Annotated in this window: 13 protein-coding genes and 1 other annotated feature; of the genes, 1 reads left to right on the top strand and 12 read right to left on the bottom strand. The window is 41.0% G+C overall.

Going from position 1 to position 15550, the window contains the following annotated elements:
* Positions 1-178: 178 nt before the first annotated feature.
* The 4 genes from LC090_RS06815 to LC090_RS06800 all read right to left on the bottom strand — a co-directional run bounded on the left by LC090_RS06815 (position 179) and on the right by LC090_RS06800 (position 6951).
* Positions 179-934: a prepilin peptidase gene (locus LC090_RS06815; protein ID WP_226656504.1), complete on the bottom strand. Its 756-nt coding sequence runs from the start codon at positions 932-934 to the stop codon at positions 179-181.
* A gap of 203 nt (positions 935-1137) precedes the next feature.
* Positions 1138-2847 (bottom strand): sensor domain-containing diguanylate cyclase, encoded by a 1710-nt coding sequence (locus LC090_RS06810; RefSeq protein WP_226656502.1) that lies wholly within the window; start codon positions 2845-2847, stop codon positions 1138-1140.
* Positions 2848-2959: 112 nt separating this feature from the next.
* Positions 2960-4255 carry a bifunctional folylpolyglutamate synthase/dihydrofolate synthase gene (locus tag LC090_RS06805; protein ID WP_226656500.1) on the bottom strand — a complete coding sequence of 432 codons (1296 nt, stop codon included), beginning with the start codon at positions 4253-4255 and terminating at the stop codon, positions 2960-2962.
* A gap of 53 nt (positions 4256-4308) precedes the next feature.
* The gene (locus LC090_RS06800) at positions 4309-6951 is read right to left on the bottom strand and encodes a valine--tRNA ligase (protein WP_226656498.1); all 2643 of its coding nucleotides are present in this window, start codon (positions 6949-6951) and stop codon (positions 4309-4311) included.
* A gap of 102 nt (positions 6952-7053) precedes the next feature.
* Positions 7054-7278: a binding site (T-box leader), on the bottom strand.
* A gap of 159 nt (positions 7279-7437) precedes the next feature.
* On the opposite strand from LC090_RS06800, the gene LC090_RS06795 reads away from it, so the two are divergent.
* A complete protein-coding gene (locus LC090_RS06795; protein ID WP_098444420.1) occupies positions 7438-7638 on the top strand; it encodes a hypothetical protein in 201 nt (66 codons plus the stop codon).
* Here the strand turns inward: LC090_RS06795 and LC090_RS06790 are convergent.
* The 8 genes from LC090_RS06790 to LC090_RS06755 form a co-directional block, all read right to left on the bottom strand.
* Positions 7635-8600, bottom strand: a complete 966-nt coding sequence (locus LC090_RS06790) for a phosphotransferase (protein WP_226656496.1) — start codon at positions 8598-8600, stop codon at positions 7635-7637. The genes LC090_RS06795 and LC090_RS06790 overlap by 4 nt on opposite strands.
* Positions 8593-9468, bottom strand: a complete 876-nt coding sequence (locus LC090_RS06785; protein ID WP_226656494.1) for a hypothetical protein — start codon at positions 9466-9468, stop codon at positions 8593-8595. The genes LC090_RS06790 and LC090_RS06785 overlap by 8 nt, the downstream gene beginning before the upstream one ends.
* 60 nt (positions 9469-9528) lie before the next feature.
* A complete protein-coding gene (spoVID, locus tag LC090_RS06780; RefSeq protein WP_226656492.1) occupies positions 9529-10566 on the bottom strand; it encodes a stage VI sporulation protein D in 1038 nt (345 codons plus the stop codon).
* Positions 10567-10711: 145 nt separating this feature from the next.
* The gene (gene hemL, locus LC090_RS06775) at positions 10712-11998 is read right to left on the bottom strand and encodes a glutamate-1-semialdehyde 2,1-aminomutase (RefSeq protein ID WP_226656490.1); all 1287 of its coding nucleotides are present in this window, start codon (positions 11996-11998) and stop codon (positions 10712-10714) included.
* Positions 11999-12022: 24 nt separating this feature from the next.
* Positions 12023-13000 carry a porphobilinogen synthase gene (gene hemB, locus LC090_RS06770; RefSeq protein ID WP_226656488.1) on the bottom strand — a complete coding sequence of 326 codons (978 nt, stop codon included), beginning with the start codon at positions 12998-13000 and terminating at the stop codon, positions 12023-12025.
* 13 nt (positions 13001-13013) lie between these two features.
* The gene (locus LC090_RS06765; protein WP_226656486.1) at positions 13014-13760 is read right to left on the bottom strand and encodes a uroporphyrinogen-III synthase; all 747 of its coding nucleotides are present in this window, start codon (positions 13758-13760) and stop codon (positions 13014-13016) included.
* The gene (gene hemC, locus LC090_RS06760; RefSeq protein WP_226656483.1) at positions 13757-14686 is read right to left on the bottom strand and encodes a hydroxymethylbilane synthase; all 930 of its coding nucleotides are present in this window, start codon (positions 14684-14686) and stop codon (positions 13757-13759) included. Before hemC ends, LC090_RS06765 begins: the two co-directional genes overlap by 4 nt.
* Before the next feature lie 29 nt (positions 14687-14715).
* A complete protein-coding gene (locus tag LC090_RS06755) occupies positions 14716-15543 on the bottom strand; it encodes a cytochrome C assembly family protein (RefSeq protein WP_226656481.1) in 828 nt (275 codons plus the stop codon).
* Positions 15544-15550: the final 7 nt, after the last annotated feature.

The raw sequence follows: 15550 nt of genomic DNA, 5'->3' as shown, positions 1-15550 counted from the left end.
AAGTACCGGCTTGTACTACAGTCTATGAAATCTCGCGAAATGCTAGAACTGAAAATACTAGAGTTGAAAAGGATGACATCACATAAAAACCCCTCGTTCATAAGCGAGGAGTTCAAAGAAGTTAATCTAACTTATTTTAGTTTAAGATAGAAAAAGCTTATAGCCTGTATTCACTCCTTTATAAAAGAAAATAAAAATACCATTGTAAGAGTTGTTCGCCATAAAAATACGTTATAAGAGCTGCCAACGCCACAGAAGGTCCAAACGGAATATGCTGCTTCCTTTTTACTTTTCCAATCAATACCCCCGTGACCCCAATAATCGTCCCAACTAATGTAGAAAAGAAAAAGACAATGATTAATTCTTGATATCCAAAAACAAATCCTAGTACCGCAAACAATTTAATGTCACCGCCACCCATTCCCCCATTACTAATCACAGCAATTACCAGGAGCAATAAAAAGCCTCCTACCGCCCCTATCAAAGGGCTATACCATGGATCCATCGGAACAATAATTCTCCCCAAAACAAAGTAAGCTGCAAAAAATAAAAGAACATGATCAGGAATTAACATATATATGGTATCTGAAACAAAGATAATAACGAGAAGCGAAATCAATCCATAGGAAATCATCAATTCTTTTGACCATCCTACCAAAAAAGGTGCGGCTGTAAAAAGAAGAGCTGTAACAATTTCAACAAATGCGTAAATAGATGAAATACTTGAAGAACATCCTCTACATTTTCCCCGCTGAAACAAATATGAAAAAACAGGAACAAGCTCATATGGTGAAAGCTCGCGTGCACATGTTGGACAAGATGAACGAGGGGCGACAATCGATTGTTTGATCGGCACACGAAGACCAACAACATTATAAAAAGAACCAAGAGCAAGGCCAATTAGAAATAAATAACTATGTAACCAAACCTCCATATCTTTCATCCTTCTTCATATGATTTTTCAAAAAAGCAATGGTAGTTTTAAACTTAATCTCCCAACTTATGGCTAACAACCTTTTTAAATTTAAAACAGAAAAACCTGCAAATACACAATTTCTGCAAAACTGTCAATTGTATGATTAAGGAAATGCGAAACAAAAAACCCTATCCTCCGCACTGTGAAGAATAGGGATTTACTCATCCAACATAGCTCGCAACACGATTGCGCCCTTGTTGCTTTGCCCCCGTATACATTGCCCGATCTGCATTTCGTATTAACGTTTGGGGATCTTCTCCTTGCTCAGGAGCGGTTGCTACACCTATACTTGCCGTTACGTATATGACCTGACGATTGCCGTTATCAAGATCATTAAAGATTTCAAACGGCCGGTCCGCAATAGCACATCGTAAGTCTTCAGCAACTTGTAAACTCTTATTATGAGAATGACTTTCAAGGAGAACTACAAATTCTTCTCCGCCAAACCGTGCAACAGTCCCTCGTTCTCCAATCTCTTCTTCCAGTCGATTCGCCACTCCACAAAGCACTTCATTTCCGCTGTGATGACCAAACGTATCATTTACTTTTTTGAAATGATCCAAGTCAAGAAGAATAATGGAGAATGGGTCAGGGGTTTCGTCAAAACGCTTATATTTCTCATCTAATAACTCACCAAAAAATCGGAAATTGTACAAATTCGTTAACGGGCACCGCTCACTTCGCCTTTTTGTCTCTTCATAGTGTCTTGCATTATCAACCGCAACCGCTAAATAGTTCGCCAAAATTTGAAGAACAAGAATATGATGTTTTTCATATGACCGAACGCGATCGGTTGCTAGTGTGATGATGCCGACAACCTTTTTATTACGCTTCATTGGTACTGATATAACAGCGTTCGCTGTTTGTGGAAGAATTCCTCTAGTTAGATTTTTCCACTGTGCTCGCTTTGTATATAATCGACTACGTCCACTTCGCCAGACTCTTGAGCTAATCCCTTCCTCAAAAAGGCTATCATCTCCATTATCCCGAACGCCTCTCCCCTTTTCAAAACTCTTAATAATTGTTAGCTTCTTTACCTGCTCCGCATCCATGATATAGGCATAATCAACAACAAACATATCCTTTACTTCGTTCAAAAACAAATGCAGGATTTCATCCGTATCAAGAGACTGGGTAATTTGCTGACCAATTTCACTCGTTTGTTGAAGCAGATCGTTCACTTTTCGACTCGAGTAGTACAACCTGAGCATAAGAGATGCTAGAACAAAAGGTACCCCGACAAAGAAGATGGCAATTGTGCCAAGATAGGTATGTAACATATACAAAAGGAACCCGACTGGAAGTGTTACCCCTGTGGAAATCGCTTCCCAAAGCATATCTTTCCCAAAAAATTTCGTATCAGCTTCTTTATAAATAGAGATGCGTAAAAAATGAAGGAGTATTTGATTAACAACAATTAGCGACAGAATGTAAACAATAGAGGGAACAAGTTGAGTAATTGCATCCCCAGAGAATTCACCCGTAGAGCCTCCAAGTAAATAGAAAAGTCCTCCTGATACGAGTGAAACAATCATAAACATGAGCATATTAACAGGGTAGCGGTGACTATCTTTCCTCGTGACGCGCAAATTCAACAAAAATACGAGAATCGCTAACTGAGTTAAGATTGTTTCCACGAATAAACCGTACCTAAGAAAGACTGCTAATGAAATTCCCTGGATAAAAAAAAGGTCCGTTCCTTTCACATTGATTGGCATCATGGCAACAACGGCAAGAAGTACAAAGAGCGCAAAAATATCGGCCATATTCCCTGTAAAATCGGGGGGAAAGAAATAGAACGTTGCAAAAATGAGTAGTGGCCAGCACAAAAGCCATACAATCCAGACGTTACGTTTCATTGTTGCCGTCAATTATTTCCCCCTCCATCTTCCCTTTAAAGAAAGAATATTTTTCCATTCGCATGTGGTTACGTTCCATTTTAGCAAAAAGTAGCGAAAAAGTCCTATTTTTTTGCATTAAATTCTAATTTTTTAGAAAACGACGAACTTCAGATACAAAGTAGAGAGAACCCGTTATTAACAGTAGGTCATTGGCACCCATCTGCTCAATGGTTGTTTCTATTGCTCTTCTCCAGTCTTCTTCGTACGATTTTGGTGAGAAGGTCGCTCTTTTGAATAAGTTCTCAGCTGAAATCGCCCGTGGGAAATCAAAAGTTGTAAAGGTAATCGTATGAATATGCGAATAGAGCGGCTTTAACATTGATTCAATATCTTTATCTCCTAGTGCGCTGAAAATAACGTGAATTTTCGCCTCAGCGTAATGCTGTTGCAGGGTTTTTGCCAGACTTTGAACACCTTCAGGATTGTGTGCCCCATCTACAATAATAGGTGGATTGGAACTAAGCTTCTCAAATCGTCCTGGCCATGCGGCTCTTTCAAGACCCCGTTGAACCATATCTTGTTCAATATGTAGACCATAAAAAACACGCAAGTACTCAAGCGCCATGAGCGCTGCACCTGCATTTTTAACCTGGTGTTCACCTTTCATTTGAATGTAGAGATCAACGAGTTTACGATATGGGGATTGAAAAGAGAAGCGCTCTCCTTTACCGTCACTCCTATGTTCGACTACAGAAAATTCTTTATTCAAGCGGTAAATTTTCGTGTTTTTCACTTTTGTTGTTTCATGCAAAAGCGTTAGTACTTCTTCTTTTTCAGCAGTTGTAACGAGCGGAACACCTGACTTAATAATTCCTGCTTTTTCATAGGCAATTTGTTTTAGATCACTACCGAGGATATGAGTGTGATCATAGCCAACATTTGTAACCACACTAACAAGTGGATGAATAATGTTAGTTGAATCAAGTCGCCCCCCTAGACCAACCTCCATTAAAACAAGATCTGGATAGGCAATTGTTCCAAAGTACATGAGGGCAATAACTGTAATCACTTCAAATTCGGTTGGAGAACCAAGGGGTGAAACGGATGCCATCTCAACGAGTGGCTGAACACGATTACAGAGAGCTATTAAGTCACCTTCATTAATGGGTTGTCCATTCACAGCTATTCGTTCCGAAAACGATTCAATATAAGGAGAAGTAAACGTTCCTACTTCATAGCCTGACTCTTCAAGCACCGTCCGCATGTAAGTTACGGTTGAACCTTTTCCATTTGTCCCACCAACATGCACGGTTTTTAATCGTCTTTCCGGGTGATCAAGCTGTTCGAGCATCCATTCCATTCGCTCCAACCCGGGCTTGATGCCGTGATTTAACAAACTATGTATCCAACCTACTGCCTCTTCATATGACTGAAACATTCTCGCTCCTCCTTAAAAGAAGACGAATCTCTAAGAAGAGATTCGTCAATTTCTTATTTTTTTAGTTCATTTATGCGCGCTTCCACGTTACTTCTTCTTTCAAGATAGTCTTTTTCTTTCGCTCGTTCTTCTTCAACAACTTTTTCAGGAGCTTTACTGATAAAGCGTTCATTAGCGAGCTTTTTCTGTACTCGATCGACTTCAGCATCGAGCTTCTTCATTTCTCCTTTTAGTCGCTCAATTTCTTCATCAATGTTAATTAAGCCTTCCAGCGGGAGAAATAGCTCTGCTCCAGATACCACAGCTGTCATTGATTTTTCAGGTGCCTGAAGATCGGCGGAGATGGTTAATGTCTCAGGATTACAGAACCGCTCAATGTATTGACTGTTTTGTTCAAGCTGCTTTTGTGCTTCCCCTGACTTCGGTTTAATGCGAAGTTCAATCGGCTTGCTTGGTGCTACATTCATTTCAGCTCGAATGTTTCGAACGGAACGAATAATCTCAGTAAGTAGCGCCATATCAGCTGCTGCTTCAGGGAAGTGAAGTTCGTCATTCTTCACTGGCCAGCTTGCTACCGTAATTGACTCTCCTTCATGCGGAAGGTGCTGCCAAATCTCCTCTGTCAGATACGGCATGAAGGGATGAAGAAGGCGCATCGTTTGATCCAGTACATAAGCGAGAACAGATCGCGTTGTTTTCTTGGCTGCTTCATCTTCGCCATATAGCGGTAGTTTCGCCATTTCAATATACCAGTCACAGAAGTCATCCCAGATAAAGTTATAAAGGTAGCGACCAACTTCCCCAAATTCGTAGTTATTAATGAGACGCGTCACTTGTTCAATCGTATCGTTTAAGCGAGTTAAAATCCATTTATCCGCTGTCGATTTCTCACCGGTTAAATCAAGCTCTTCATACGTCATGCCATCCATATTCATAAGAGCAAAACGTGAAGCGTTCCAGATCTTATTAGCAAAGTTCCAAGTAGACTCTACCTTTTCCCAATAGAAGCGAAGATCCTGACCTGGAGATGAACCAGTGGATAGGAAGAAACGAAGCGAATCAGCACCGTACTTCTCGATAACATCCATCGGATCAACACCGTTACCAAGTGATTTACTCATCTTACGTCCTTCAGAATCACGTACAAGACCATGAATCAATACATCATTAAATGGACGTTGCTCTGTAAACTCAATGCCCTGGAAAATCATACGCGCTACCCAGAAATAGATGATGTCATACCCTGTGACTAAAACGTTCGTTGGATAATAGCGATTAAAGTCTGCTGCTTCCTCGTCCGGCCAGCCCATCGTTGAGAAAGGCCAGAGCGCCGAACTAAACCACGTATCAAGTACATCTTCATCTTGCTGCCAGTTTTCAATATCTGCTGGCGCTTCCAATCCAACGTGAATCTCACCTGTTTCTTTATGATGCCATGCAGGAATGCGATGGCCCCACCAGAGCTGTCTCGAAATACACCAGTCACGAATATTTTCGATCCAATTTAAGTAAGTTTTCTCGAATCGTTCTGGGACAAAGTTAACTTTGTCGTCTGATTTTTGAAGCGCAATCGCCTGCTCAGCAAGTGGGCCCATTTTAACGAACCACTGAGTGGAAAGGTACGGTTCTACTACAGCACCACTTCGTTCAGAGTGCCCTACGGAATGAACGTGCTCTTCAATGTTGAAAAGAATCCCTTTTTCCTGCAAATCTTTTACTAGCTTTTTACGACATTCGAAACGATCCATTCCTTGATAGTCGCCTGCATTCTCATTCATTGAGCCATCTTCATTCATAACAAGGATACGCTCAAGGTTATGACGATTACCAATTTCAAAGTCATTAGGGTCATGGGCTGGAGTGATTTTAACAGCTCCAGAGCCAAATTCCATATCCACGTAGTCATCTGCCACAATTTCAATCTCACGACCTACTATTGGTAAGATCGCTTTCTTTCCAACAAGATGCTTGTAACGCTCATCTTTAGGATGAACCGCAATTCCTGAGTCACCAAGCATGGTTTCAGGACGCGTTGTTGCAATTTCGATATGCCCTGAACCATCAGCAAGAGGATAGCGCATATGATAGAAATGTCCCGTTACTTCCTGGTGAATGACTTCAATATCAGAAAGAGCCGTTTTAGTTTGGGGATCCCAGTTGATAATATATTCTCCACGATAAATTAACCCTTTTTCATAAAGCTTAACAAACACTTCACGCACTGCATCAGACAGACCGTTGTCAAGTGTAAAACGCTCTCTTGAATAGTCTAAAGAAAGACCAAGCTTCGCCCACTGACTGCGGATAAAGTCTGCGTATTCTTCTTTCCATTCCCATGACTTCTCAAGAAACTTCTCACGTCCAAGATCATAACGAGAGGTTCCCTCTTCACGAAGCTTCCCTTCAACTTTCGCCTGTGTGGCAATCCCTGCATGGTCCATTCCTGGCAGCCAGAGAACATCGTAGCCCTGCATTCGCTTTACACGTGAGAGAATATCTTGTAACGTTGTGTCCCAGGCGTGCCCTAAATGAAGTTTACCTGTAACGTTTGGCGGCGGAATTACAATTGTATAAGGCTCTTTCGCTTTATCACCTGTTGCTTCAAAAAACTTACCATCTACCCAATATGGGTACCATTTTTGCTCGGTTGCCTTCGGATCGTATTTCGTCGGCATCGATAGCTCTTTATTCACCATTGCCACTCTTCCTTTCCATTCAATAAGTCTTAGGCCGATGTCGCATTCCCATTTTCATGAAGAGGTGTTTTTAAATAACAAAAAAACTCCCCCCATCCTTAGGAAAAGGACGAAAGAAGTTTCTTCGCGGTACCACCTTTATTTACAGCTAAACAAGCGTTAGCTATACGCTTCATTCCAATAACGGGATTACCGGATTCTCCTACTACTATTTCAGAGAAACAGCTTAAGGGCGACTTCAAATGCTACGATCCTGAGAAATCTTTCAGCGGACGATTTCTCTCTCTGAAGGGTTCACATTCTACTACTCCCTATCTTTGCCTGTCGACTATTTGTATAAATAAGTTTACCGTGTAGATTCAAGATCGTCAAGATACTAAGCGCCCTTTTTCTTAGCTTAGCCAGTTCTCTGCCTTCTTAATCACCCCATCCGCTTTTATACATAGACTATTTGTAACGGCAGATGAAAACAAAGGGGAATACGCTATGAAAAAACGTTTTGGGGGAATGAATCGCTATCAGCTCCCACCGGCTGTTTATAAATTCAGGGACATCTGCGCTCAATTTGTTCCGCCCTTTATTGTGTTTCAGACGATTCGAACGATTCTATTTCCAACTTCAGTCGATGTGCTTATCCTCATTATCCTTGTAGCACTAGAAGTGTGTTTTTATTTTGAATGGATCTAAAATGTTTGCAACACATGATCGATCCCATTCATCACTTCTATTTTTTTCGTAAATAACCGGACATGCTTAATATGGGGCCAGTACTGGCGATTCTCATTAAAACGGGTGACACTATTAAAAACAGATTCAGGGAAATATAAATAGCTTGCAAGGAGCTCTTTCTCTTCTTCTAATAACGAAAATTGCGATTCATATCGCCCAATATGTGCAGTTGTCGTTGCCGGATTAAACTGAAATGGATGCACAGATGACCGAATAAAGTAGGCAAGATCCCGAACAGGCGTATCAATGACAGCTCTCTCGAAATTAATAAAATACCCTCGTCCGCCATTCATAACATAATGTGATGGCGAACATTTCCCATGACAAAACACAGTGCGGTATCTTTTCGCTTCTAAGACCTGCTCATACCAATGATCCAATCTTGTTTTAGCAAGATCACAATATTTCATTAACTGGTGAAAGTGAGTCACAAACGTGAGTTCAAAAGGTGAGAGATAGATACGTTTTTCAATTGCATTAACATATTTCTCCATTTCAAACTGTCTGCTTTCTCTCATAAAAATCATCTTTTGATAAGATTGTTTGATCACTTCTTCAGAAAATGCTTGATCTCTAGCAGTATACCCATGAAGTTCTGCAAGGTCTAGAATGAACCGCTCTTCTTTTTGAGCAGCGTGTCCTTCGCCTCCGTCCACCCAGGGAGTTAAATAAGCCACTCCATCTCCTGTATAAACAAAAGCATCACCGTATTTCGTTCGTTCAAGAGGTACAAAACTTTCAAATTTAAGCTGTTTAAATCGTTCCTCAAGGTATAAGATACGATCCATCTGGTCTTTCCTTAGCTTTGTCTCCTTTAGAGCAAACGTTCCACGTTCTGTTTCAATCTTAGTCACTTTCCCCATTTTCATGACACGTTCAGGATATAAGTCATATTGAAATAGAAGTGCTGGATCACTCATGAACCGCAACCCTCCCCTCCAAGATGGAGAGCCCCACTAAACCCGTTATCTCCTTCATCGCTTCCCACTTTTCAACGAACTCCTTCATCACTCGATCTACGTTGCTCCCTTCATTCTGAAGCGACTGAATACACGTTTGCCATTCCCACGGCGCAATGACTGTTTGGATAAGCGCACTTCTAAGTTCACGATCCACTTCACTTAATAAAGCGTTAAAATAGTGGTTAAAATCGGAACGCTTTTTTCTTTCATACCACAAATGCACTTCATTTGAGAGCACTTTACACATTGAAACAGGTGCTTCATCACTACATTCAAAGTAAAGCTGACCCATCACTTCTTTTAAAGAATGAGATGAAAATGGAATCATTCCATTTAGTATATCTTTATGATAGCAAAGTCGTTTTTTCACATCTGGAATTAGGCTAATAAGGAGAAAATACGACTCTGGATCTAACGTCTTAACTGCTGATAATGCTTTTACTGTCTCCCGGTAAGGAAATGGCGAAAGAGTATGAGAATCGTCCTGCTCTATACCACATCTGATGAGGGAGGATAGAAGATACCCTACCATTTCTGGAAACAGCTCATACGCGAATTCATCTTCCACAAAATCATGAACTGTCAGAAATCCTGAATCGATTGGAATGAATGCCTCTTGATTCAGGGTGCGAATCATTCGATTACACATAATCCCAGAGTTAAAAAAAAGACGGTCACGGAAGTTGAGATGATACTCAAGCAAATCCCGCTCCCGCCAGTATGATACCTTTCGCTTTCCTACGTGTGTCATAATTACATCAGGCGTTTGAACCCACCTTAGTTCTTTAAATCCGTATTTTTCTGCTATAAGTGTTAATAAGTTCATCTTCATTACTCCTTTTCCCCCCGCCGATTTCATAATTCATTAGCAGTGGGGCAAGCGAAGTTATCGATTGATAGGAATATAGAGTATCTGACCTTCTTTTACTTCTTCTTCTTCAAGACGGTTTACACGAGCAAGATGACTTGGCAGAACACGATATCGCTCAGCAATTTCAGTTAATGAATCACCAGGTTGGATGATGCACATTTTCATTTTTGAAAATTGCTCTTCCTCTTTTGTCAGCATACTTGTTAAATAAAGAGCATTTTCTTCGCGTGGTGCTTGTTGCTTTTCTTCGTAAATCTCTTCCTCTTCATAATCCACGTATTCGTTGTGGCTAGAGCGCGTTTCTTCCACGATTGGCTGATTGTTGTATTCAGTTGACCCCTCTAATTGCTGAGCCATTCGCGTTAAATAATCGTACGTTGGTTCCTGATACGCCTGGTGCTCTTCATTTTCTGCACTTGTCTCTGAATAATCAACTTCAAACTGATTCGACTGAGCTCGCATATCTACTTGAGGAGATCGTAAATGAAAGGTCTGTTCTAGTGATTCTTCTTGATGATCGACATATTTAATATCATTTTCCCAAACATTCTCCTCCTCTTCATGAACATATTCGCTTTCTTCTACCTCATAATCTTCCGAAGAATCACTTTCTACTTCTTCACGATTTTGATCACCCTGAATTCCACTAATGGAAATATCAGCTTTCAACTGAAGGCAATTTTCCTCAACTAGCGTATAGTCAAATGTATCGACCGTAACAAAGATATCTTCTAGACTTCTTACACGACTAGCAGGGATGGTAATGTCTACTGGAAAGCGGTGACCCATCGATGCCGTTCCATCTTCTCTTACATGTACTTCATGAATCGAGCGATAAGGAGACCCTTCATTCATTTCTTCCTCACTGGTCTGATCACGCTGCAAATATTCTCCAGTTAAATATAAACAGCCTTTCACAGCTACATAATCTTCATACTCTTCAATTGAAATTTCAGGATCAAGTGAAATAGATAGAACTTCTTCAACTTCCTGTCCTTTCTTTAACCAGACCTGCTCCTCTACGGAGAAATGCAAATATGTGCCTTCAGACATGCTTTCTCCTCCTTTCAAACATTATCCATACATTACACATGTATGAGTAATTCACAGGATTATGTCTAATTTGATTAAGAATGAGAAAGTTCTCATTGTTTGGTCATTAGAAAAAGCTACTGACATATTTGCCAGTAGCTTTGAATTAAACGAGCTTCGAGAAAGCTGCTTCTGCAGCAGCAATTGTTTCATCAATGTCGTGCTCCGTATGAGCGGTTGAAAGGAACATTCCTTCAAATTGAGATGGTGGAAGTGAAATTCCTTGAGCAAGCATTTCTTTGAAATAGGTTGTAAAGTGATCAAGGTTAGAAGAAGATGCCGTTTCAAAGTTAATGACGTCCTCGTTAGTAAAGAAGAAACCAACCATTGATCCCGCACGGTTAACGGTGTGAGGGATGTTGTATTTTGCTGCAGCTTTTGAAAGCCCTTCTCCAAGCTTCTCTGCTTTACGTTCAAATTCCTGATAACTTTCTGGTGTAAGTTGTGAAAGCGTTTCGTAACCAGCTGTCATAGCAAGTGGGTTCCCACTTAATGTCCCTGCTTGATAAATCGGACCACTTGGAGCGATTTGCTCCATTATTTCCTTTTTACCACCATAAGCGCCAACTGGTAGACCTCCACCTATGACTTTACCAAGGCAAGTTAAATCAGGTGTAACGTTATAGTACCCTTGAGCACAATTGTAACCTACCCGAAACCCTGTCATAACCTCGTCAAAGATCAAAAGAGTTCCATTATCCTCTGTGATTTTGCGAATTTCTTCAAGGTACCCCTGCTGAGGTGGGACGACACCCATATTGCCCGCTACAGGCTCTATAATCACACCCGCGATATCATCGCCAAACTCCTGAAAGGCATAGCGAAGACTTTCAAGATCATTATACGGGACTGTAATAGTATTTTTCGCAATGCCCTCGGGCACACCTGGACTATCAGGAAGACCAAGGGTAGCGACACCAGACCCAGCTTTAATTAACAAAGAGTCACCGTGGCCATGGTAGCAGCCTTCAAACTTTAAAATTTTATTTCGGCCGGTATAACCTCTTGCTAAACGCAATGCACTCATCGTAGCTTCCGTACCAGAGTTTACCATTCGCACGATTTCAATTGAAGGAACTCGTTCAATAACAAGCTCCGCAAGCTTCGTTTCATACTGACTAGGTGCACCAAAACTCGTTCCAAGCTCCGTCACCTCTTTAAGCCGATTCACAACCTGTTCATCAGCATGGCCAAGGATAAGTGGTCCATAAGAGAGTACATAGTCGATATACTCGTTTTGATCAATGTCGTAAATTTTAGAGCCTTTCCCTTTTTCCATAAAAATCGGATCCATGCCAACGGATTTAAATGCCCTTACCGGACTGTTTACGCCGCCAGGCATCACTTTAGATGCTTCTTTAAAAGCTTCTTTGGAACGATCATAATTACCCATTTTTGTAGTCCCTCTCTTTCGGTTCTATTGATCTAGCCAGCGAGCAGCGTCTTTTGCAAAATAAGTAATGATTAAATCTGCTCCCGCACGTTTCATGCTTGTTAGTTTCTCAAGAACAACCTCTTGTTCATTCAGCCATCCATTTTGACTAGCTGCTTTTATCATGGAATATTCCCCACTTACGTTATACGCAACCATCGGAAGCGGGAAGCGATCTTTTAGTTCACGAATGATATCAAGATAAGAAAGGGCCGGTTTCACCATCAAGAAATCTGCACCTTCTTCAATGTCGCTCTCTGCTTCTCGGATCGCTTCAAGTCGATTGGCAGGGTCCATTTGATAGGTTTTGCGGTCCCCAAATTGCGGCGTACTGTGTGCAGCATCACGAAATGGACCATAAAACGCAGATGAAAATTTCACAGCATAGCTCATAACAGGAACATCAACAAATCCAGCTTCATCAAGACCATGACGAATAGCCGCCACAAAACCATCCATCATATTAGATGGGGCAATAATGTCAGCCCCCGCTTTTGCTTGAGAGATCGCTGTTTTAGTTAGTAGTTCAAGAGACTCATCGTTTTGTACGTATCCGTTCTCTATAACACCACAATGCCCGTGATCTGTATACTGACAAAGGCATGTATCTGCAATCACCGTTAACTCAGGAAACTCTTCTTTAACTTGGGCAATTGCTCTTTGTACAATGCCAGTATCGCAATAGGCCTCTGACCCAACTGCATCTTTATGATTTGGAACGCCAAACATCATGATGGACTTTATACCAAGATCAACTACTTCACGAACCTCTTCATTCAAACGGTCTAATGAATAGTGATAGACACCAGGCATTGAAGGAATTTCTCTCTTTACATCCTCTTCTTCAACTGCAAAAATTGGATAAATCAAGTCCTCTTTATGTAAATACGTTTCTCTAACGAGCGATCTCATTGATTCAGATCGTCTTAAGCGACGGTGACGTTGAAAGTTTACTGTTTCCATTATCTTCTTCCTCCTATTTATCAAAGAAATCCTCCAGGCTTTCAAGCATTCCTTCAATGGTATATTGTTCAGGAACAACCTGCGGTACGATCCCATATGATCGCAACGTCTTCTCTGTAATCGGTCCAATGACTACTATTGTGATCCCTTTAAGCTGATCTTTCAAATTGTTCGCACCGAGAAGTTGAACGAAATGATGGACTGTTGACGAAGAAGTGAACGTAATCACATCACATGCTCGGTTTTCCACTACCTCAATTAAAGCTGCCTTGGATTCAAATGGAATGACCGTGTCATAGATAGGTAAATCAGTCACTTCGTACCCTAATTCACTTAATTGCCCTGGTAATACTGCTCGACCAAGATTTCCTCTTGGTAGTAGTATCTTCTCATCGGGCGTAGCTTGCTTGGCTAGCGCAGCAACAAGTCCTTCAGCTACAAAATCATCAGGCATAAGATCAATTTGTATTCCATACCGCTTAAGAGCTTTTGCTGTTTTACTTCCAACCGCGCCAATTTTTACACCTTTGGGAAGTTTTACCTGATTTAAGAAAAAACGCACGCCATTGGCACTCGTAAATAAAACCCAGCTATACTCGCTCAAGCGAAGCGAGTGTAATAATTGTTTTCGAGGTTCGAAAGAAATAAGAGGGATTTCAATGGAAATCCCTTCTCTTTCCTCGATTAATTTTGTAAATGTAGCTGCCTGCTCCCGAGCTCTCGTGACCATTACACGCTTTCCTGAGAGCGGAGAACTCATTGATCTAATTCCTCTTTCACACGATCAAGAATCTCTTTAGCACCCTGTTCCTTCATTTGATTCGCAAGCTTATTACCTACTTGGATTGGATCAGTGCCCATTTCCATTTCTTTAATAATGACTGACCCATCAGGCTCTCCAACAAGTCCAGTAACCGTAACCGTATCACCGTTAAGCGTGGCGTGACCTGCAATAGGTACTTGACAGCCTCCTTCAAGCGTATGAAGAAAAGCACGTTCAGCTAATACAGTCTTAGTCGTTTCCTTATCGCTAAATTTCTCTAGAATCGCTCTTAACTCATCGTCGCTTTCTCGACACTCAATCGAAAGCGCTCCCTGTCCGACTGCTGGCACGCACAAGTCGGGATCAAGATACTCTGTTACAACTTCTTTCGACCATCCCATGCGATGAAGGCCTGCAGCGGCTAGCACAATGGCGTCGTAATCTTCGTCTGTTAATTTACGGATACGCGTGTCAATATTTCCGCGAATCCACTTAATTTCAACATCCGGACGAATGGCTTTTAATTGTGCACCACGTCTAAGACTACTTGTTCCAATTACGGCACCTTCAGGTAGTTCTCGAAATGGTTTCTTTGATTCTGAAATAATCACATCGCGATGATCTTCACGTTCAGGAATACAACCAATCATGAGTCCCTCAGGAAGAACAGAAGGCATATCTTTCATACTATGAACCGCCATATCGATTTCACCTTTCAACATGGCGTCTTCAATTTCTTTCACAAACAATCCCTTTCCACCTACTTTGGAAAGAGTAACGTCAAGGATTTTGTCACCACGCGTGACGATCTCTTTTATTTCAAAGTCTACTCCTGGATTTAGTTCTTTTAACTTACTGATCACCCACTTCGTTTGCGTGATCGCTAGTTTACTTCTTCTTGAGCCAACGACAATTTTACGCATGAACACTCCTCCAACCTTTCAGTTCTCCCTTACACATACCAGAAATGGAATTCTGAAAATGTTCCAGAAAGGAAGACATTAATTAAAACAATTAGAAACGCTGCAACGTTCCATAAAGCGAGGGATCGCCCCTCCATTTCTCTAGCCACTTTCTGATATAAATACGTACTGTAAGCGCCTAATACAAAAAATGAAATAATCACCTTAGCATCAAATAAACTAAATTGATCCACCTTTAGCATTGCCCATACAATCCCTAAAATAAGACTTAGTAATAAAAGAGGAACGCCGAGAACGCTACATAAATACGAGAGCTTCTCAAGCTGCGAAAGGTCGCCAAATCTTCTTAAGCGCTTACTCCACTTTTTCCCTTTTAACATTTGATAAACAATCAAATACATGATCGAAAAAATAAACGAAAGCGAAAATGCCCCATATGATAAAAACGCCATTGTAATATGGATAATGGATAGCTCAGACATCAGCTGTTCTGTTAACAAACTAGAAGCCTGTTCTCGAGTAGCAAATAAATTTATGGCCATAATGCTGAAACCGAGTACATTTGCAAAAAAGACAAAAAAATCGACTCGAAAAAACCAATTAATCAAGAGCGATAGTGAGACAATCACCCACGCATAAAAAAATAACCCCTCAAAAGGTGTTAAAATCGGGAAACCGCCAATTTCAATAATCTGCGTTACAAGAAACGCACTTTGCAGCACCCAAACAATAGAAAGCAACCAGAAAGCAAACTGATTTACTTTCCGGTTGTTCTGCAGAAAATCAATAAAATAACCCAGTACACTAAGGGCATAAAGTAGTATGGTTATATCATAAAGCCAGCTGGCGTTTGTCACAAATCAT

Source organism: Guptibacillus hwajinpoensis, from assembly GCF_020524165.1.
Taxonomy (GTDB): Bacteria; Bacillota; Bacilli; order Bacillales; family Guptibacillaceae; genus Guptibacillus; species Guptibacillus hwajinpoensis_D.
Note: the sequence above shows the minus strand (reverse complement) of the source record. Positions and strands in the feature narration are given on the sequence as shown.